The sequence below is a fragment of the Bradyrhizobium sp. USDA 4538 genome (assembly GCF_024171045.1).
Taxonomy (GTDB): Bacteria; Pseudomonadota; Alphaproteobacteria; order Rhizobiales; family Xanthobacteraceae; genus Bradyrhizobium; species Bradyrhizobium australafricanum.
The window spans coordinates 3,229,542-3,247,083 of record NZ_JALJZE010000001.1; the positions used below are offsets into that span (position 1 = coordinate 3,229,542).

Annotated in this window: 13 protein-coding genes and 2 pseudogenes; 8 read left to right on the forward strand and 7 right to left on the reverse strand. The window is 65.3% G+C overall.

Annotated elements, in window-relative coordinates:
* Nucleotides 1-44: 44 nt before the first annotated feature.
* Together J2R78_RS14485 and J2R78_RS14490 are read left to right on the forward strand one after the other, a co-directional pair.
* Nucleotides 45-635 carry a class GN sortase gene (locus J2R78_RS14485; protein ID WP_253605127.1) on the forward strand — a complete coding sequence of 197 codons (591 nt, stop codon included), beginning with the start codon at nt 45-47 and terminating at the stop codon, nt 633-635.
* Between the two features lie 170 nt (nt 636-805).
* Nucleotides 806-3,028, forward strand: coding sequence for an acetate--CoA ligase family protein (locus J2R78_RS14490; protein ID WP_253605129.1), 2,223 nt, complete (start codon nt 806-808; stop codon nt 3,026-3,028).
* Nucleotides 3,029-3,191: 163 nt separating this feature from the next.
* Here the strand turns inward: J2R78_RS14490 and J2R78_RS14495 are convergent, their stop codons facing one another.
* Entirely contained in the window at nt 3,192-3,953 is a 762-nt protein-coding gene (locus tag J2R78_RS14495; protein ID WP_253605131.1) for a trypsin-like serine protease, read from the reverse strand.
* 135 nt (nt 3,954-4,088) lie between these two features.
* Here J2R78_RS14495 and J2R78_RS14500 point away from each other — a divergent pair, with 135 nt between their 5' ends.
* From J2R78_RS14500 to J2R78_RS14515, 4 genes are all read left to right on the forward strand, one after another.
* Nucleotides 4,089-4,721 (forward strand): HAD-IA family hydrolase, encoded by a 633-nt coding sequence (locus J2R78_RS14500; RefSeq protein ID WP_253605133.1) that lies wholly within the window; start codon nt 4,089-4,091, stop codon nt 4,719-4,721.
* Nucleotides 4,722-4,888: 167 nt separating this feature from the next.
* Nucleotides 4,889-5,206, forward strand: a complete 318-nt coding sequence (locus J2R78_RS14505) for a hypothetical protein (protein ID WP_253605135.1) — start codon at nt 4,889-4,891, stop codon at nt 5,204-5,206.
* 232 nt (nt 5,207-5,438) lie between these two features.
* On the forward strand, nt 5,439-6,449 hold the full coding sequence (locus J2R78_RS14510) for an AAA family ATPase (RefSeq protein ID WP_375166739.1): 1,011 nt from the start codon (nt 5,439-5,441) through the stop codon (nt 6,447-6,449).
* Between the two features lie 6 nt (nt 6,450-6,455).
* The gene (locus J2R78_RS14515; protein ID WP_253605137.1) at nt 6,456-7,832 is read left to right on the forward strand and encodes a VWA domain-containing protein; all 1,377 of its coding nucleotides are present in this window, start codon (nt 6,456-6,458) and stop codon (nt 7,830-7,832) included.
* A gap of 15 nt (nt 7,833-7,847) precedes the next feature.
* On the opposite strand, the gene J2R78_RS14520 is transcribed toward J2R78_RS14515, so the two are convergent.
* Nucleotides 7,848-8,375, reverse strand: a complete 528-nt coding sequence (locus tag J2R78_RS14520) for a hypothetical protein (protein WP_253605138.1) — start codon at nt 8,373-8,375, stop codon at nt 7,848-7,850.
* A 414-nt stretch (nt 8,376-8,789) separates the two neighbouring features.
* Here J2R78_RS14520 and J2R78_RS14525 point away from each other — a divergent pair, with 414 nt between their 5' ends.
* Nucleotides 8,790-10,010 carry a DUF2235 domain-containing protein gene (locus J2R78_RS14525; protein WP_253605139.1) on the forward strand — a complete coding sequence of 407 codons (1,221 nt, stop codon included), beginning with the start codon at nt 8,790-8,792 and terminating at the stop codon, nt 10,008-10,010.
* Between the two features lie 302 nt (nt 10,011-10,312).
* Here the strand turns inward: J2R78_RS14525 and J2R78_RS14530 are convergent, their stop codons facing one another.
* Genes J2R78_RS14530 through J2R78_RS14540 form a run of 3 tightly spaced genes read right to left on the reverse strand, consistent with a single transcriptional unit; the run spans nt 10,313 to nt 14,363 of the window.
* Nucleotides 10,313-12,535, reverse strand: a complete 2,223-nt coding sequence (locus J2R78_RS14530) for a molybdopterin cofactor-binding domain-containing protein (protein ID WP_253605140.1) — start codon at nt 12,533-12,535, stop codon at nt 10,313-10,315.
* Nucleotides 12,532-13,023, reverse strand: a complete 492-nt coding sequence (locus J2R78_RS14535) for a (2Fe-2S)-binding protein (protein ID WP_076834854.1) — start codon at nt 13,021-13,023, stop codon at nt 12,532-12,534. The genes J2R78_RS14530 and J2R78_RS14535 overlap by 4 nt, the downstream gene beginning before the upstream one ends.
* Nucleotides 13,020-14,363, reverse strand: a complete 1,344-nt coding sequence (locus J2R78_RS14540) for a cytochrome c (RefSeq protein ID WP_253605142.1) — start codon at nt 14,361-14,363, stop codon at nt 13,020-13,022. Before J2R78_RS14540 ends, J2R78_RS14535 begins: the two co-directional genes overlap by 4 nt.
* A 132-nt stretch (nt 14,364-14,495) precedes the next feature.
* Between J2R78_RS14540 and recQ the strand changes: the two genes are divergently transcribed.
* Nucleotides 14,496-16,364: a DNA helicase RecQ gene (gene recQ / locus J2R78_RS14545; protein ID WP_253605144.1), complete on the forward strand. Its 1,869-nt coding sequence runs from the start codon at nt 14,496-14,498 to the stop codon at nt 16,362-16,364.
* Between the two features lie 67 nt (nt 16,365-16,431).
* On the opposite strand, the pseudogene J2R78_RS45350 reads toward recQ, so the two are convergent.
* A pseudogene (locus tag J2R78_RS45350) lies at nt 16,432-16,533 on the reverse strand (SEC-C metal-binding domain-containing protein); the annotation flags it as partial.
* A 96-nt stretch (nt 16,534-16,629) separates the two neighbouring features.
* Nucleotides 16,630-17,379, reverse strand: a pseudogene (locus J2R78_RS14550) (DUF1186 domain-containing protein); the annotation flags it as partial.
* Between the last annotated feature and the right edge of the window lie 163 nt (nt 17,380-17,542).

Genomic DNA, 17,542 nt, shown 5'->3' on the forward strand with positions numbered 1-17,542 from the left:
CTGGTCCTTCGGACCATCCCGGAATGACAGCAACAGGCGCAACAATGCCCCGCTTCATCCCAGCCCTCGGCTTCGCCCTCATCGGCCTGATTCTGTTCGGCCAGGGCGCCTATATCCATGCCAAGGCGCTGCTCGCGCAGGTGCTGCTGGAGCGCGCCTTCGCGCAGAGCATCGCGACCGGCCAGCCGGTGAAGCCGTGGAACTGGGCCGATACCTGGCCGGTGGCGCGGATCGAGGTGAAGCGCCTGCACGCTTCCGCGATTGCGCTTGCCGGCAGCAGCGGCCAGGCGCTGGCGTTCGGCCCCGGCCATGTCGAACAAACTGTCGATGCCGGCGAGCGGGGCGTCGCGGTCTATTCCGCGCACCGCGACACGCATTTTCGCTTTCTGAGGGATGTCACAATCGGCGACGAGATCGACGTCACGCGCAGCGACGGCAAGATGTTTCGCTATCGGGCCGATCGCAGCTCGGTGGTCCGATTCGATCAATCCGGCATCGATCCGATGACTGACCGACATGAACTGGTGCTGTCGACCTGCTGGCCGTTCGACGCGCTGACATCGGGGTCCGAGCGTTACTTGCTGCACGCGACCTTGATCGAAACGGATTCGCGCCCGCGCGAATCGGGTTCCTGATAGGCAATCAATTTTGCGCCTGCCGGGATATTGCGCGCGGTGCCCTGACCTGCGCCAGCATGAGTTGCTACCCCCTTTCCCTCGCCATAAAAACAATGAAAAATCGCGCGCCTCACGGTGATCCGCCGTGGCCAGAGGAAACAAAGACAACAAGGATAAGGGCAGGCTCCATGGAAGCTTTCGCAAGCACCGCGTCTCATGTGTCCCACGAATGGGCGCCGCCCGCTGACGCCAGCGATATCGTCAAGAGCATCCACGCGATGCTGCATCCGCGCAACATCGTGCTGGTCGGTGCCACCGACAAGCCCGGCAATTACGCCGAACGGATCTGGAACAATCTGGTCAAATACGGCTACGCCGGCGGCCTCTATCCGATCAACGCCAAGCGCGAAGCGATCTGGGGCGTCACCTGCTACAAGGACTTCGCCAGCCTTCCCGAAAAACCCGACCATGTGCTGGTGCTGGTGCCGGCCCGGTTTGCGGTGCAGGTGATCCGCGATGCGGCCGCGGCCGGCGCACGCTCGGCGACCATCGTCACCTCCGGCTTCAGCGAATTGCAGGATGAAGAGAGCCAGCGGCTCGCGGTCGAGCTGAAGCAGGCGATCAAGGAGACCGGGCTTGCGGTCACCGGTCCGAATTGCCTCGGCAATCTCAGCGCCGGCGAGAACCTGTTCACCAATATCGACGACCGCATCGTCACCATGGAGCAGGGCGCGGTGGCGATCGCCGGCCAATCCGGCGCGATCGTGATGGCGATCCGCCAGGCGCTGGAGGATCGTGGGGTCGGCGTCGGCTACATGGTCACGACTGGCAATGAATCCGGCCTCGAGACCCCGGACCTGATGAGCTATTTCGCCGCCGATCCGAGCATCCGTGTCATCGTGGTCTATCTCGAAGGCGTCAGGAACACGAAGGTGTTCCGCGATGCCTGCAAGGCCGCGCGCGCCGCCGGCAAGCCGGTGATCGCGCTCAAGCTCGGCGCCTCCGAAGGCGGCCGCGCGGCGGCGATGGCGCATACCGGCGCGCTCGCCGGCTCGATCGAGACCTTCGATGCGATCTCGACCCGCGAAGGCGTGATCCGGGTGCGTGGGCTGGATGAACTGATCGAAACCACCGAGTGCTTCGTGCATGCCGATCCGCCGAAGGGCAATCGCCTCGCGGCGGTGTCGCTGTCGGGCGGCAAGCGCGGGCTCCTGATCGACGCGTTCTATTCCGCCGGGCTGAACTTCGCGCCGCTGAGTCCGAACGCCTCGGAGCAGCTGGCGAAGATGCTTGGCCCCGGCAGCATCGTCGGCAATCCGCTCGACGCCGGCTTTGCCGCGGTGGTCGATCCCTCCGTCTACATGAAGTCGATCAAGATCATGATCGACGATCCCGACACCGATATCGTCATCATCGATGCCGAACTGCCGAAGGCGCCGCACGAGCTGCGCGAGCGCAATTTGCGAATCGTCAACGAGATGGCGGGCGAGGCCAACAAGCCGGTGATCTATATCAGCGCGATGTCGATCGGCTTCACCGAATTCACCAAGGGACTGCGCAAGTCGCTGCCCGATATCGCGGTCATGCAGGGCCTCGACCGCGCGGTCGGCGCGATCAAGTCGCTGATCGAATATGCCGGCCTGCGCAAGGAGGTACCCGATATCGCCTCGAGCTCGAAGGCATCGGCGCGCGCGGTGCTGGAGAAGACGCTGAAGGCCGCCAACGGCGCCGCCGCGCTCGACGAGGTCGCCTCGAAGAAGCTGCTCAAGGCCTACGGCATCCCGATCTCAAAGGAAGAGGTCGCGCAGACCGCGGCCGAGGCCGTGAAGATCGCCAAGCAGATCGGCTTCCCGGTGGTCGCCAAGGTGGTCAGCCCCGACATCCTGCACAAATCCGATATCGGCGGCGTGGTGCTGAATCTCGCCAATGCGGCCGAGGTGAAGAAGGCGTTCAACGACATCACTGCGCGGGCGAAGAAGCTGAAGGGCAAGCCTAAGCTCGAGGGCATCCTGATCGCGCAGCAGGTCAAGGCCGACCTCGAGCTCGTGGTCGGCGCCTCGCTCGACGCCGAGATGGGCCCCGTCGTGCTGTTCGGCACCGGCGGCGTCGACATCGAGCTGATGAAGGACGTCGCGCTCGCCGGCGCGCCGCTCGACGCCGCCGAGGCCAAGGAGCTGATCGCCAGGACCAAGGCCGGCGTCAAGATGAAGGGCTATCGCGGCAAGCCCGCGCTGCACGAGCCGTCGGCAGTGAAGGCGCTGGTCGGGCTCTCCAACCTGATGGCGGACGCCAACGGCCGCATTGCCTCGATCGACGTCAACCCGTTCCTGATCAACAGCAAGCTCGGCGTCGCCGTCGACGGCCTGATCGTGCTGAACAACGCCGCCGCGAACAAGGCCGCGGGGCATTAGGTTCATCGCAAATTCATCACCGTCATCCTGAGGTGCGAGCGAAGCGAGCCTCGAAGGATGAATCGGCCCGGCTCTGGGCCGTTCATCCTTCGAGACGCGCTACGCGCTCCTCAGGATGACGGAACTGCGAGTGTGCGGTCTGTCCGAAGCATGCATCTTGGGGCTAAAAGCTCGCACCCCACTGCCGCGCGGTCTGCATCACCCAGTCGCGATAGAGTGTCAGCGGCGTCACGCCGGTGATGCCGCCGCAGCCGGCGGCGCCGTTCGGTCCCGTCGACCAACTCACCACGCCGACGATTGCGGGGCCGCCTTGCTTGTCCTCGAACACCGGCGCGCCGGAATCGCCGGTGCAGGCCCCGAGCCCGTCGCGCACGCCCTGCCCGACCGGATCGACGAGACGGATCTGCAACGTGCCGGGCTTGCCGCTCGCGATCAGGCCGGCGACGCGGGTGGCGCCGCCGCTTTTACCGTCACCACGCAGGGTGACGCCGACGCCCGCGATGGTGAAGCGGCCGCCGACCTGGATCGGAATGTTTGGCATGCCGAGCGCGGCCGGCGCCTTGCCTGCGGCCGGCGCCGCGAGCTGCAGCAGCGCGACATCGGCGGTCGCGACATGATTGGTCATCGCCTGCATCCGAAAACCGGGATGGATCGCAACCGTCCTGACGTCCTGCAGCTTCGGCTGCCTGTCCGCGCCATATTCAACAATCTTGTAATCGGCGCCGGGCTGCACGCAATGTGCCGCGGTCAGCACGACCTTCGGCGCGATCAGCGCGCCGGTGCAGAAATTGCCACGCGAGCCGACGATGGTGACGACGGAGCGCGCAACGCCATCCGTCGACGGCGCGCCGCCGCCGACGATGGCGAAAGCCGGAGGGCAGACCAGCGACACGAGAACGGCGAGGATCAGGCGGGATGTCTTCATCGGCGAAGCAATAGCCCGCTCCGCGCGGGTCGCCAAGCGCCGAACGAGCACCGAACAAGCGCCGGGATCGGGCTGGTCCCGGTCTGCGATCCGTGTTAGCCGCTCCTCAAGCAACGCATCATTGGGCAGGAAAGCATGATCGAGGCAGTGATCTGGGATTTCGGCGGCGTGTTGACCACCTCGCCGTTCGAGGCGTTCGCGCGCTATGAGACCGAGCGCGGCCTGCCGATCGACATCATCCGCCGCACCAACGCCGCCAACCATCTCGAGAACGCCTGGGCCAAGTTCGAGCGCGCCGAGATCGATATCGACGCATTCGACGCGCTGTTCGCCACGGAATCGAAGGCGCTCGGCGCCGAGGTGCGCGGCAAGGACGTGCTGCCGCTGCTCTCCGGCGACCTGCGCCCCGAGATGGTCGAGGCGCTGAAGCGCACCAAGGCGAAATTCAAGACCGGCTGCATCACCAACAACTTGCCGGCGAACGCGATCGGCAGCCGCAGCGGACGCACGCTCTACGTCGCCGAGGTGATGGCGCTGTTCGACCACGTCATCGAGTCCGCGAAGATCGGCCTGCGCAAGCCCGACCCGCGCATCTACCAGATGATGGTGGAGACGCTGCAGGTGAACCCGAAGAACTGCGTTTATCTCGACGATCTCGGCGTCAATTTGAAGCCGGCGCGCGAGATGGGCATGACCACGATCAAGGTCGGTAATGCCGCGCAGGCGATCGGCGAGCTTGAAGCCGCGACCGGCCTCACGCTGAGGTGAAGCGGGCTACGCGCCTGTTCATGCCGCATTCACGCGGCGGCTTCTAATTGTCGGCCTCCCCCCGGGTCACGGCGCGATCGCATCGTGACCCCTTTCCTGGTCTGAGCATGACGTTCCGGAAAACCGACGTCCACTTCTCCGGATCATGCCTCGCGGAGGCACTTCCCATGAAACGTCTTGTCGTCGCCCTTGTCTCCGCTGGTTCGCTGCTGATCCCGGTCGCAGCGCTCGCGCAGACAACACCAGCCCCCACAACAGCGCCGGTGGCAGCTCCCGCGCAACAGAGCGCGTCGACGGCGGCGCCCGTGCCCGGCGCGAAGCGCGCGGCCTGCCAGAGCGCGGCGAAGGCGCTGAAGGGTCAGGAGCGGCACGACCAGATGCAGCTCTGCATGGCGCAGGCGCATCTCGACTGCCTGAAGCAGGCCATCGACCAGAAGATCACGGGCCCTCAGCGCAAGGATTTCGTGAAGAGCTGCGCGGGTTGACGGTAGCCGGGCTACGAGATTCTTCTCCTTCCCCCTGAAAGGGGGAAGGTCGGGATGGGGGTCAGCCGCAGACGCCGGCGTTGATGGAGAGAGTAGATCCCCACCCGCTTTGCTCTGGCGAGCAAAGCGACCTCCCCTTGGGGAGGTTCGAACTACACGCTAACAAGCGTAGCCCGTATTGCGCTTGGCGGAATACCCCGGAACCATGCGCTATGCGGGCCAAACGAGCCTTGTGCTTTGTCCGCAACGGGCGCAGAACAGATCCGAGTTCAAGGCAAATTCGGAGCTGATCCTCGTGGCTGACACTAGGCCCACCGCCTCGATCGAGGCCGTGGAAAGCGGCCTCGCCGCGCAAGGCTATATTGCGAACCGGCAGATCGCGACCGCGGTCTATCTGTCGCAGCAGATCGAGAAGCCGATCCTGGTGGAGGGCCCTGCCGGCGTCGGCAAGACCGAGCTGGCGAAGGCGATCGCCGCATGGCGCGGCATGAAGATGATCCGCCTGCAATGCTATGAGGGCCTCGACGAGGCCAAGGCGCTGTATGAGTGGAAATATGCCAAGCAGCTGCTCTACACCCAGATCCTGAAGGACAAGCTCGGCGAGGTGCTCGGCGGTGCGCAGTCGCTGGCGGCTGCGCTCGACCAGCTCCACACCTTCGGCGATGTGTTCTTCTCCAAGGAATTCGTCGAGCCACGGCCGCTGTTGCAGGCGCTGGAGCAGCCGGCCGGCTGCGTGCTCCTGATCGACGAGATCGACAAGTCGGATGCCGAATTCGAATCGCTGCTGCTGGAAATCCTCTCGGACTTCCAGGTCACGATTCCCGAGCTCGGTACCGTCTCCGCGGTGGCGCCGCCGACCGTGATCCTGACCTCGAACAGCGAGCGCGATCTTGGCGACGCCTTGAAGCGGCGCTGCCTGCATCTGCACATCGGCTTCCCCGAGCAGAAGCTGGAGGAGCGCATCGTCGAGAGCCGGGTGCCCGGCATCTCGCAGACCCTGCGCAAGCAGATGGTCGGTTTCATCCACGAGATCCGCTCGCTCGACCTGAAGAAGCTGCCCTCGGTCAGCGAGGCGATCGACTGGGCGCGCGTGCTGGTGCTGCTGCAGGCGAGCGAGCTCGACCACGAGATCGTCAGGGACACGCTCAACGTGCTGCTGAAATACGAGGCCGATATCGAGGCCGCGACGCCGCAGATTTCGTCCTTCATCGCCAAGGCGTCGCGCCAGGGCGTGTTCAGCTAGACCAAGATGCGCGAGAACCTGCATCGCTTCTTTCGTGCGGCGCGGGGGGCCGGGGTCCGGGTCTCGCCCGCCGAAAGCATCGATGCGATGCGGGCGGTCGCCCAGGTCGGCTTTGCCGATCGCGACATCCTGCGCGACACCTTCCTGCTGACGCTGGCCAAGACGCAGGACGAGAAGCGCGCACTCGGCGAATGCTTCGATCTGTTCTTCAGCCAGCCCGAGCCGCAGCAGGACAACGCCGAGCAGGACAAGACCGACGACGGCAGCGAATCCGGCGCCAACCCGTCGGCCGACGAGCATGGCGATGCGTCGGGCGGCGCCGCCAGCGAGAACGTCGGGCCGCTGGCGCAGATGCTGCTGTCGCAGGATCGCTCCGCGATTTCGAGCGCGATCGCCAATGCCTCCGGCGCCGCCTCGCTGCCGGATATCCGCTACTTCACCCAGCGCGGCATCTTCCAGACCCGCATCCTCGATGCGATGGGAATCCAGCGCCTGCGCGACGACATCGACGACCAGACCACGCGCAATCCCGCGCTCGCCGAACGGCTGCAGGAGGCGCTCAACGGCCTGCGCGGTACCGTTCGCGACGCCGTCTCGCAGGCCCTGCTGCTCTACGGCCGCGAGGAAGCGGAGAATCTGCGCAACGAGATCCTGCGCAATGCGCCGCTGGCGCGGATCGAGCCGCGGCAGGTCGAGCAGATGCGCGCGCTGATCCGGCAGATCGCGCGCCGGCTGCGCGAGCGCTATTCCAAGCCGCGCAAGCGCCCGCGCCGCGGCCATCTCGACGTCCGCCGCACGCTGCGCCGCAACGCGGCCTGGGGCGGCGTCCCCTTCCTCACCGCCTGGAAGCGCAAGCATCGCGACCGGCCGAAGATCGTCGCGCTGTGCGACGTCTCGGGCTCGGTCGCCCGCGTCTCGGACTTCTTCCTGCTCCTGATCCACAGCCTGCACGAGGTGGTCGACGACGTCCGCTCATTCGCCTTCTCGGGCCACCTGATCGAGGTCAGCGACATCCTGGAATCGAAATCGCCGGAAGAGGCGATGAAGGAGATCATGTCCAAGGTCGGCTTCGGCTCGTCCGACTACGGCAATTCCTTCGCCGATTTCGAGGACAATTGGATGAGCGCGATCACGCCGCAGACCACGGTGATCGTGCTCGGCGACGCCCGCAGCAACAATCTCGATCCGCGCGCCGACATCCTGCGCCGGATCGACGAGCGCTCCAAACGGCTGGTCTGGCTCAATCCCGAGGGCCGCATGGTCTGGGGTTTTGGCGATTCCGAGATGCCGCGCTACGCGACCTTCTGCAGCGTGTTGCGGCAATGCGCGACCGCGCAGCAGCTCGAGCGCGCCGTGTCGGATATCGTCGCGACGTATCAATAGGCCGCTAGCCGCGCTTTAGATGGCAAGCGACTCGCCGTGGAACAGCCATCCGACGAATGCAGCCAATGTCAGCGCGATCGAGGCGAAGATGCCGACCAGCTTGATCGTCGTGATCGCCTTCAGGATAGAGACCGATCGCGCCGCCGCATGCGGGTCGCCGTGCAGCAGCAGCCATGCCAGGAGACAATCCTCGATCAAATCGCTGAGCAGGTACACCGCCGGCACGACCAGGCCGAGCCACGCCGCGGACGGATAGATCCGGCTGAGCCAGTGCGATGACGCCGCGCCCATCGCGCCCGCCAGCGCCAGCATGACGATCAGATCGAACGGAAACAGGATCGGAAAGACATATTTCATCCGCAGATCCGACTGCACCAGCTCGCCAAGCTGGTCGCCGGTGTAGCTCAGCGTCTTCTCCGGAAAGCGGGTTCGGAACCTGTTTGCGAACACGCGATCGGAATAGCTGCCGACCCACCAGAACAGTCCGAACGCCGCCACCACAAGTCCTAGGAGAATGGCCGTCACGAGAGCTTGAGGGCTCATGCCGACCTGTTCCTGTTGTTGCTGAGGAAGCTGCGGCAGGCAGCCGGAAAGATGATCGCGTGCACCGCGGAGTCCCTGAAAGGGAGAAAATGCCGACGCATATAGCAATGATCGACGAGCAGATTTCCATCTTTTCCGAAGTGTTGCAATGGATCTCTCACGGAAACTCCGTCATAGCCGGACATCGGCGAGCCGAAGTGACGCGCTCCTCGGTGCAGCCTTGGCCGGCCGTGGCGAGATTCAATTCGAGAGCCAACGGCAGGCAGCGTCGACGCGCGCTCGCGCTTCGGCTACCCGGCACCACCGGCGGTCACGCCGCCGCCACAGAACCGTCTTCAATTGGAGATTGAATTTTCACCACGTTCTGCCGTACATAGAGGCCGCGAATTTTCACGGCGGCCGCGAGGGCAACGGATGCCGAAGGATATTGTGATTTGTTGCGACGGCACCGGCAACGAGATCGGTGACAATATCTCCAACGTGCTGAAGCTGTTCCGCGTCGCCGACAAGAATGACCGGCAGCGGATCTACTATCATCCCGGCCTCGGCACCATCGGCCTGCAAAACGCCTGGGGCCGCTTCAAGCAGCAGATGCGCGGCTTGTTCGGGCTGGCCTTCGGCGCCGGTCTCGACCAAGACACACTCGGCGCCTACCTGTTCCTGTGCCGAACCTGGGAGCCCGGTGACCGGGTCTGGATGTTCGGCTTCAGCCGCGGTGCCTACACGGTGCGCGTGCTCGCGGCCTTCGTCCATGTGATGGGCCTGCTGCCCGTCGACCAGCTCGACCTCGCGAGCTACGCCTTCGGCACCTACAAGAAGGCCAGCTCCGACGCCCAGAAATCCGACGGCACGTTCGACTATGCTCCGTTGAAGGAGGCCTGGCATTTCAGCCAGATTGCCGGCGGCCGCAACATCGACATCGAGTTCGTCGGAGTCTGGGACACCGTGGCCTCGATCATCGTGCCGCGACAGGACAATTTCCTGTTCGACTTGCAGACGCTGCTGTTCACCCGCACCAATTCCAGCGTCAAACGGTTCCGCCAGGCGATCTCGATCGACGAGCGCAGGCGCATGTTCCGACTCAATCGCTGGATCGAGCCGCAGAAATTTCGCTCGGATCCATTCGATCCGGCAACGGAGGTGGAGCAGGACATCCGCCAGGTCTGGTTTGCCGGCGTGCACTCCGACGTCGGCGGCGGCTATCCGGAAGACCAGAGCGGGCCGTCGAAGTTTCCGCTGATCTGGATGCTCGAGCAGGCCAAGGCGGCCGGACTGCACATGGATCAGGCGCTGATCGATCATCTCGCCTGGGGGATGCCGTTGCCGCCGCACAAGCACGAATATGTGCCGCCGAGCGCGACCGCTCCGCTGCACAATTCGCTGACCGCCGCCTGGGAAATCCTGGAATGGATTCCGAAGAGCGACAAATGGAAGGAATGGCCGGAGCGGAAATCCTTCCTCGGCTTCTATCTGCCACGCGGCGAGCCGCGGCCGATTGCGGACGGCGCGACCATCCATGCCTCGGTGCTGGAGCGCATGGAGAAGGATCCAGCTTACAAGCCGATCAATATGCCGAAGACCTACAAGATCGAGCCGATGACGCCGCCCCCGGCGCCACCCGCGCCGACGGCTTGACGGCCAGAGTTGAATTTATTTGAGGCCGGGCAACGGCCTCTGCTTCACCTCGCCCCGCATGCGGGGAGAGGCATAGGCCGCCTTTGGCGGCCGTTCTCAAGAACGCCGAAGCGGAGCTTCGGCTATGACGCATCGCTAGATGCGTTCCGGGTGAGGGGAGTCTCCGCAAACGCAACTATCACGGTATGCGCGGAGAAGGCCCCTCACCCCACCCTCTAAGAGCGAGCTTCGCTCGTCTCGACCCCGTAAGCACGGGGAGAGGGAGCGTAGCGCCGTCGCATTCGACCTAATCTCGCCACGCGCTACGTATCGATCGCGTCCTTGATTCGCTTGCGGCTGAGCGGCAGCTCGCGCAGCCGCTTGCCGGTTGCGTGCGCGATGGCATTGGCAAGCGATGCGGCGGCCGGGCCCTGCCCGGTCTCGCCGCTGCCGAGGAACGGCTGGCCGGGACGGTTGATGATATGGACGGCGATGCTGTCGGGCACCGCATTGAAGCGCAGGATCGGGTAGGTCTGCCAGTCGATGCTGGTGATCCTTGTCTCATCGAAGGTGACACTTTCATAGAGAGTCCAGCTCGTCGACTGCACGATCGCGCCCTCGATCTGGTTGGTGATGCCGTCCGGATTGACGACCTGGCCGGCATCGACGGCGGCGACCGCGCGCACCAGCCGGGCCCGCCCGGTTTCGCGATCGACCTCGACCTCGGACGCGATGGCGCAATAGGCAGCGAGATTCTTGTAGCGCGCGAACGCGAAGCCGTAGCCGCGATTTCGCGGCGGCTGCTGCCCGCGCGTCCAACCGAACTCCCCCGCGGCCTTCTCGACCACCGCCCGGCCGCGCTGGTCGTCGAGATGTTTGAGACGAAACTCGACCGGATCGGCGTCGGCGAGATCGGCCAGTTCATCCATGAAGCTCTCGGTCGAGAACACGTTGTGATAGGCGCCAAGCGCGCGCATCGCGGAGATCCGCAGCGGCATCGCGGGGACGAAATGATGCATCACATGCGCGTTCGGAAAATTGTAGATCGGGATCGCGTTGCGATCGCCGCCACCCTCCGGCAGCGGCAACGGCTTTGGTGCCGGCACCGCGAATGATCGCGCCATGTGCTGGGCCGCAAGCAGCGCGCCGGCGCCGCCCGGCCGCATCGAATGGGTATTGCTCCACACCGCGAAATTCCAGTCGGCAATCTTGCCGTCGGCCGTGAGCGACGCGCTCAATTTCGTCACCATCGCCGGACCATACGGCTCCCAGCCGTGCTCCTGCTCGCGCATCCACTGCACCCGAATCGGGCGCCCTGGCAGCGCCCGGGCGATCAGCGCGGCGTCGGCCGCGGCATCGTCGGCGCCATTGTGGCCGTAGCAGCCGGAGCCTTCGACATGGATCAGGCGGACGCTGGTGGGCGTCATACCGAGCATCTCGGCGATCGCCTGCCGGTCGGGATAGACGCCCTGCGTGTGCGTCCACACCGTCATCGCGCCATCGACGAATTGCGCGACCGCGCAGGACGGCCCGATCGAGCCGTGCGACTGGTAAGGTCGCGTGTAGGTCGCTTCGAGCGACCGCGCGCCGCTCACCGTGGGATCGCTACGCTGCAAGATCGCGAAATCCTGAGAGGGCAGCGTGGTCAGCACGTTGGCCAGATCGTGCTGGTTCGGCAGCTTCGCGCTCTCCCGCCACTTCGCCGCGGCGGCCAGCGCGTGCATGGCCTTGACCGCCGAAAATTCCTTCTCCGCCACCACGGCCAGGAAGTTGCCGTCGCGCACGATTTGAATCACGCCGGGCATTTTCTTGATCGCGGCCGTGTCGCATTCCACGAGCTGCGCGCCGTAGCTCGGCGGGCGCACCACGCGCGCATGCACCATGCCGGGAAGCCGCATGTCCTGCACATAGGCGGCGCCGCCCGTGACCTTGGCCGGAATATCGACGCGTGGCACCGGCTCGCCCATCACCTTGAAGCTCGCCGGATCCTTCAGGCTCGATGTCGGTTGCGCCTGGACGTGCAACATGTCCGCGGCGACAAGCTCGCCATAGCCCAGACGCCGGCCATCGGGAGCAACGACGGCCGCATTCTCGGTTCGCAAGCCGTCGGGCGGCAAGCCGAAACGCTTTGCCGCCTCCGAAACCAGCAGCGCGCGCGCCTGCGCCGCGGCATGCAGGATCGCCGTGCCGCTGTCCTGCATCGAATGACTGCCCGATGTGTAGCCCTCATTCGCCGTGAGCTTGGTGTCGGCGGTGATCACCTTCAGCGCATCGAAGGGAATATCGAGTTGCTCGGCCGCGATCTGCTGGAACGCGGTGCGGAATCCCTGGCCGAGTTCGGCCTTGCCCGTGAAGGCCGTGACCTGGCCGTTGGCATCGATACGGATCCAGGAATCCAGATTGGGCGATTTGGCCAGGCTGCCCGGCAACGCCGGGCTCTGTGGCTTCTGCTCCTGTGCGATCGCGCCGCGCAGCGAGAAGCTGACGATCAGCGCGCCGGCGCCGGCCAGCACGCTGCGGCGGTCGAGAACCACCGGCGCGGTCATCGGACGCTCCTGTCGCTTGCGGCGTCGGCCGTATCCATCAACCTGGCGGCGCGGTGCACTGCGCGCAGGATGCGCATATGGGTGCCGCAGCGGCAGAGATTGGGCTCCAGCTCGGCGCGGATCTGCGCATCCGATGGCTTCGGGTTGCGCATCAGCAGCGCCTGCGCGCGCATCATCATCCCGGCGATGCAGTAGCCGCACTGCGCCGCCTGCTCCTCCATGAAGGCGCGCTGGATCGGCGCCGGCGCGGCCACGGTGCCGAGCCCCTCGAGCGTCGTCACCTGCTTGCCCTCGACCAGGACCAGCGGCGTGACGCAGGACAGCACCGCCTTGCCGTCGACGATCACCGTGCAGGAGCCGCATTGCCCGAGCCCGCAGCCGAACTTGGCGGCGTTGAGCGCCAGATCATTGCGCAACACATAGAGCAGCGGCGTATCCGGCTCCGCATCGACCTGATGATCCCGGCCATTGACCTTCAATGTCATCATGGCTTGCCTCGCTGTCTGGATTCCGCCGGCGCGTCGCGCGCTGCAAGCGACGTCGACTGCACCGCCCGCGCATCGCGCACCGCCTTGTCGAGATTGGCCCACGCCGGCCGCTTGCCGAACCGCTCGCGCAGATAGGCCATGAGCGCGACCATCTGCGCATCATCGATGCTGCTGGCGAAGCCCGGCATGATCGGGCTGCGCTCGCCTTCGACGGCGCCAACGCCCGACAGCACGATATTGAGGAGGTTGCGCGGGTCGGGGCTTGCGATCGCCGTGCTGAGCGCGAGATTGACGCCGCCATAGGGCAGCGCGCGGCTCCCTTCATGGCAGGAGGCACACGCCGCGGCATAGATCGCTGCGCCGGCCGAATGGGTCTGTGCCGCATCATCGGAAGACGATTGCGCGATGACGTCGGCCGGCCGTTTGCGATCCGGCGCCGGCGTACCCGAAATATCGGCCATGTACACGGCGATGGCCCGCACGTCGCTGTCGGGCACCGTCGCCAGATTGCCGACCACTTCAGCCATCGGCCCGCGCGCGGTGCCATGATCGGCCTGCCAGCCGTGGCGCAAATAGGCGTAGAGCGCGTCGGCGGTCCAGCGCACCGGGGCGTGCGAGGTGTCGTTCAGCGCGTAGGCGTGCCAATTGTCGACCTCGCCGCCGGAGAACTGCGCATTCACCCGCTCGGCGCCGAGCGCGTTGCGCGGCGTGTGGCAGGCGCCGCAATGCGCGAGCCCCTCCACCAGATAGGCGCCGCGGTTCCATTCCGCGCCCTTCGCCGAGTCCTGAGGGGCATCGCCGCTGCGCAGATACAGCAGCTTCCACCCTGCAATCAGCGGTCGATAGTTCAACGGAAACGAAAGCTGATTCGCCGGCGGCGACGCGTGGACCGGCTGTCGCGTCATCAGGAACGCATAGAGTGCCCGGTCGTCCGCATCCGAGACGTTGGTGAAATGGTCATAGGGAAAGGTCGGGTAGAGATGCTGGCCATCGCGCGCCACGCCCGAGCGCATCGCGCGGACGAACGCCTCTTCCGGCCAGCGCCCGATGCCGGTTTCGGCATCCGGCGTGATGTTGGATGAGAAGACGATGCCGAACGGCGTTGGAACCGGGAGCCCGCCGGCATAAGTCGCGCCGCCCTGCACGGTGTGGCAGGTGTTGCAATTGCCGATCGCGGCGAGTTCGCGGCCGCGTTTGACCACATCAGGGTCGAAGGTATCGGCCCGCGGCGGCGCAATGGCGGCAATCTGCGGCCGCCAGGCGACGGCAAAGGCTGCCGCCGCGCCCGCGACCAGCACGATCGCGGCAATGCCTGTGATGATCCGCAGCTGACCAGTCATGCTGAATTGAGTTTGTTGTTGGGACGTGTATTAACACCTTTCATTCCGGTATCGTTCGGCCAGAAGACCTCGATCACCGCCTGTTGACCTCAAGGAATCCTGGAAAATCCCAAAGGGATCGCGCAAGGGATCATGACCGCCCAGCCCGCCCTCGATCGCGCCTCCGCCCCGTCTCGCGATGCGCTGTCCGTGCTCAGTTCCGTGTTCGGCCTGTCGGGCTTCCGCGGCGCGCAGGAAAACATCATCCGTCACGTCACCGATGGCGGCAATTGCCTGGTGCTGATGCCGACCGGCGGCGGCAAGTCGCTGTGCTACCAATTGCCGTCGCTGCTGCGCGACGGCTGCGGCATCGTGGTATCACCTTTGATTGCGCTGATGCGCGACCAGGTCGCGGGCCTCACTGAAGCCGGCGTCAACGCCGCGGTGCTGAACTCGACGCTGTCCTATGAGGAAGCCTCCGAGGTCGAGCGGCGGCTGATCGCGGGCGATCTCGACCTGCTCTATGTGGCGCCGGAGCGGCTGCTGACGCCGCGCTGTCTCGGTTTGCTCGGCCAGGCGCAGATCGCGCTGTTTGCGATCGACGAGGCGCATTGCGTCTCGCAATGGGGCCATGACTTCCGCCCGGAATATATCGGCCTGTCCGCACTCGCCGAGCGCTTCCCCAAGGTGCCGCGCATCGCGTTGACCGCGACCGCGGACGCGCTGACCCGGAGGGAGATCGCCGAGCGGCTGCAGCTTACCGACGCACCGCAATTCGTCGCGAGCTTCGACCGGCCCAATATCCGCTACGAGATCGTCGACAAGCAGAATGCGACCACGCAGCTGAAGAACTTCATCAAGGAGCGGCATGCCGGCGACGCCGGCGTGGTCTATTGCCTGTCCCGCGCCAAGGTCGAGGATGTCGCGGCGGCGCTCAGCGAGGCCGACATTCCGGCGCTGCCCTATCATGCCGGGCTCGATGCCGGCGTGCGCGCCCGGCACCAGGACCGCTTCCTCAACGAGGATGGGCTCGTGATCGTCGCCACGATCGCCTTCGGCATGGGGATCGACAAGCCCGATGTGCGCTTCGTCGCGCATCTCGATCTGCCGAAGAGCATCGAAGCCTACTACCAGGAGACCGGGCGTGCCGGCCGCGACGGCAAGCCGTCGGCGGCATGGATGGCCTACGGCCTGTCCGACATCGTGCAGCAGCGCCGCATGATCGATGAATCGACCGGCTCCGACGCCTTCAAGCGCGTCTCGGTCGGCAAGCTCGACGCGCTGGTTGCGCTCGCTGAAACGGTGCATTGCCGCCGGCAGCGCCTGCTCGGCTATTTCGGCGAGAGCCGCGCAGAAGAAAGCTGCGGCAATTGCGACAACTGCCTGACGCCGCCGCGCGTCCGCGACGGCAAGGTGCTCGCACAAAAGCTGCTGTCCTGCGCCTACCGCACCGGGCAACGTTTCGGCGCCATGCACCTGATCGACGTGCTGGTCGGGCGGCTGACCGAACGGGTCAAGCAGTTCAACCACGACCAGCTGTCGGTGTTCGGCATAGGACGCGAGCTCAACGAGAAGCAATGGCGCGCGGTGCTGCGCCAGCTAGTGGCGATGGGCCATCTGCGTGCCGACAGCGACGCCTTCGGCGCGCTTGTTCTGACCGACAGCGCCCGCGGCGTGCTGAAGGGCGAGACCGCGGTGATGCTGCGCGAGCAGCCGGAAGGCGCGCGCAACCGCGCGGTCCGCGGCAAGTCGCGCCGCGGCGAGCTCGTGCCCGCGGCCGACAGCCCGGGTGGCGTCGCAAATCCCGCCCTGCACGCGGCGTTGCGCGCCTGGCGCTCGGACGTCGCGCGCCAGCGCGGCGTGCCGGCCTATGTCGTGCTGCACGATTCCACCATCGACGGCATCGCCGCGATGCGGCCGGACACGCTCAGCGAGCTGCGCAACATCGCAGGGATCGGCGACAAGAAGCTCGAGCATTACGGCGACGAGCTGATCCGCATCGTGAAGACGACAGGAGCGTGACCGGTCCTCTCTACGCCGAAGCGACGACAGTCGCTTTGGCCGGCGCTGAGACCGAGGGAGCCGCAGCTCAACGCTGGTCAGCGAGACAGCATTTCTTGTATTTCTTGCCGCTGCCGCACGGGCATGGGTCGTTGCGCCCGACATGGCGCAAGGGATTCCTCACGGGTTCGGTGTGGCTCCACAATGTATCGAGATCGTCCCCAAAGGGGGCATCCAGATCGTCGAAGGTCTCGTTGTAGCCGTAGTCGGTCCCTTCCATTTCCTGGACCGCATCCTTGATATAGCCGAGGCCAACTTCCTCGAATCGTGCGATTTCCTCGGGTCGCTGCTCGGCATCGACGAGCATCTCGTCGAACTCGCGGCGTTCTGTCATCCAATCGGGTATACGCCCGTCATCGAAAGCGCGATACGCCAACGGCGCCAGCTCGCGCAGCCCCAGGAGGGCAATTGCCTGCTGCCACGCGTACCAGGCATGGTTCTCGTCATCCGCCAGGTTTTGCTCGTGGAATGCTTTGAGCAGGCGCTGCATGCGCTCCCGCCCGATCATCCCATTCCATGTGAGGAAGGTGGCCGCGCCGAGAACCTGCTCGCGCGCAAATTGATCGACGGACTGATCCACGACCAGACTCAACAAGGCGTCGACATCCCCGTCAAAGACACCCGCGACAATGCGCGCCATGCTTTCGGTCAGGCAGTCACCCAACAGGTCATCAAGTTCGCTTTCGGGTCTGCGCAGCAGTCGCAGCAGGTCGCGGCAAACATCCGTGTCACGAGCTCCACCGAGGATGTAGACACCTCGGAACAGCAGCCTGGCCTCATCGTCGGACAGTTCCTCGCCGTTCCCTGCCCGGGCGACGATGGCGCGCAGCGCGGGGGCCGCTTCTTCCATTCTGATCAAGCACATTCCGACTGCGGCCGCAGGCAATTGTTCCTCGGTCGCGACGGCCTCAAGATAGTCTTCGATCGGCCCCAAATCGCCCCGCTCGAAGATAGCTTCTACTTCTTCCTTCTTCATGGGACCTCGATCTTTGCGGGCAGATGAACGGTCACGACAGAACAACTACCCGATCACCGCCTATCCTCATCCTCTCCCAGAGACAGCATAGGAGCTATTCGCTGGACGGCAATACGCTTGCTTGCGGGCCGCGCCGCCCTCGCCCTAATCTTTGCCCATCGCG

Coding starts and splice junctions, on each gene's coding strand:
- J2R78_RS14485 (WP_253605127.1), top strand. CDS start 45: ATGCCCCGCTTCATCCCAGCCCTCGGCTTCGCCCTCATCGGCCTGATT.
- J2R78_RS14490 (WP_253605129.1), top strand. CDS start 806: ATGGAAGCTTTCGCAAGCACCGCGTCTCATGTGTCCCACGAATGGGCG.
- J2R78_RS14495 (WP_253605131.1), bottom strand. CDS start 3,953: ATGAAGACATCCCGCCTGATCCTCGCCGTTCTCGTGTCGCTGGTCTGC.
- J2R78_RS14500 (WP_253605133.1), top strand. CDS start 4,089: ATGATCGAGGCAGTGATCTGGGATTTCGGCGGCGTGTTGACCACCTCG.
- J2R78_RS14505 (WP_253605135.1), top strand. CDS start 4,889: ATGAAACGTCTTGTCGTCGCCCTTGTCTCCGCTGGTTCGCTGCTGATC.
- J2R78_RS14515 (WP_253605137.1), top strand. CDS start 6,456: ATGCGCGAGAACCTGCATCGCTTCTTTCGTGCGGCGCGGGGGGCCGGG.
- J2R78_RS14520 (WP_253605138.1), bottom strand. CDS start 8,375: ATGAGCCCTCAAGCTCTCGTGACGGCCATTCTCCTAGGACTTGTGGTG.
- J2R78_RS14525 (WP_253605139.1), top strand. CDS start 8,790: ATGCCGAAGGATATTGTGATTTGTTGCGACGGCACCGGCAACGAGATC.
- J2R78_RS14530 (WP_253605140.1), bottom strand. CDS start 12,535: ATGACCGCGCCGGTGGTTCTCGACCGCCGCAGCGTGCTGGCCGGCGCC.
- J2R78_RS14535 (WP_076834854.1), bottom strand. CDS start 13,023: ATGATGACATTGAAGGTCAATGGCCGGGATCATCAGGTCGATGCGGAG.
- J2R78_RS14540 (WP_253605142.1), bottom strand. CDS start 14,363: ATGACTGGTCAGCTGCGGATCATCACAGGCATTGCCGCGATCGTGCTG.
- recQ (WP_253605144.1), top strand. CDS start 14,496: ATGACCGCCCAGCCCGCCCTCGATCGCGCCTCCGCCCCGTCTCGCGAT.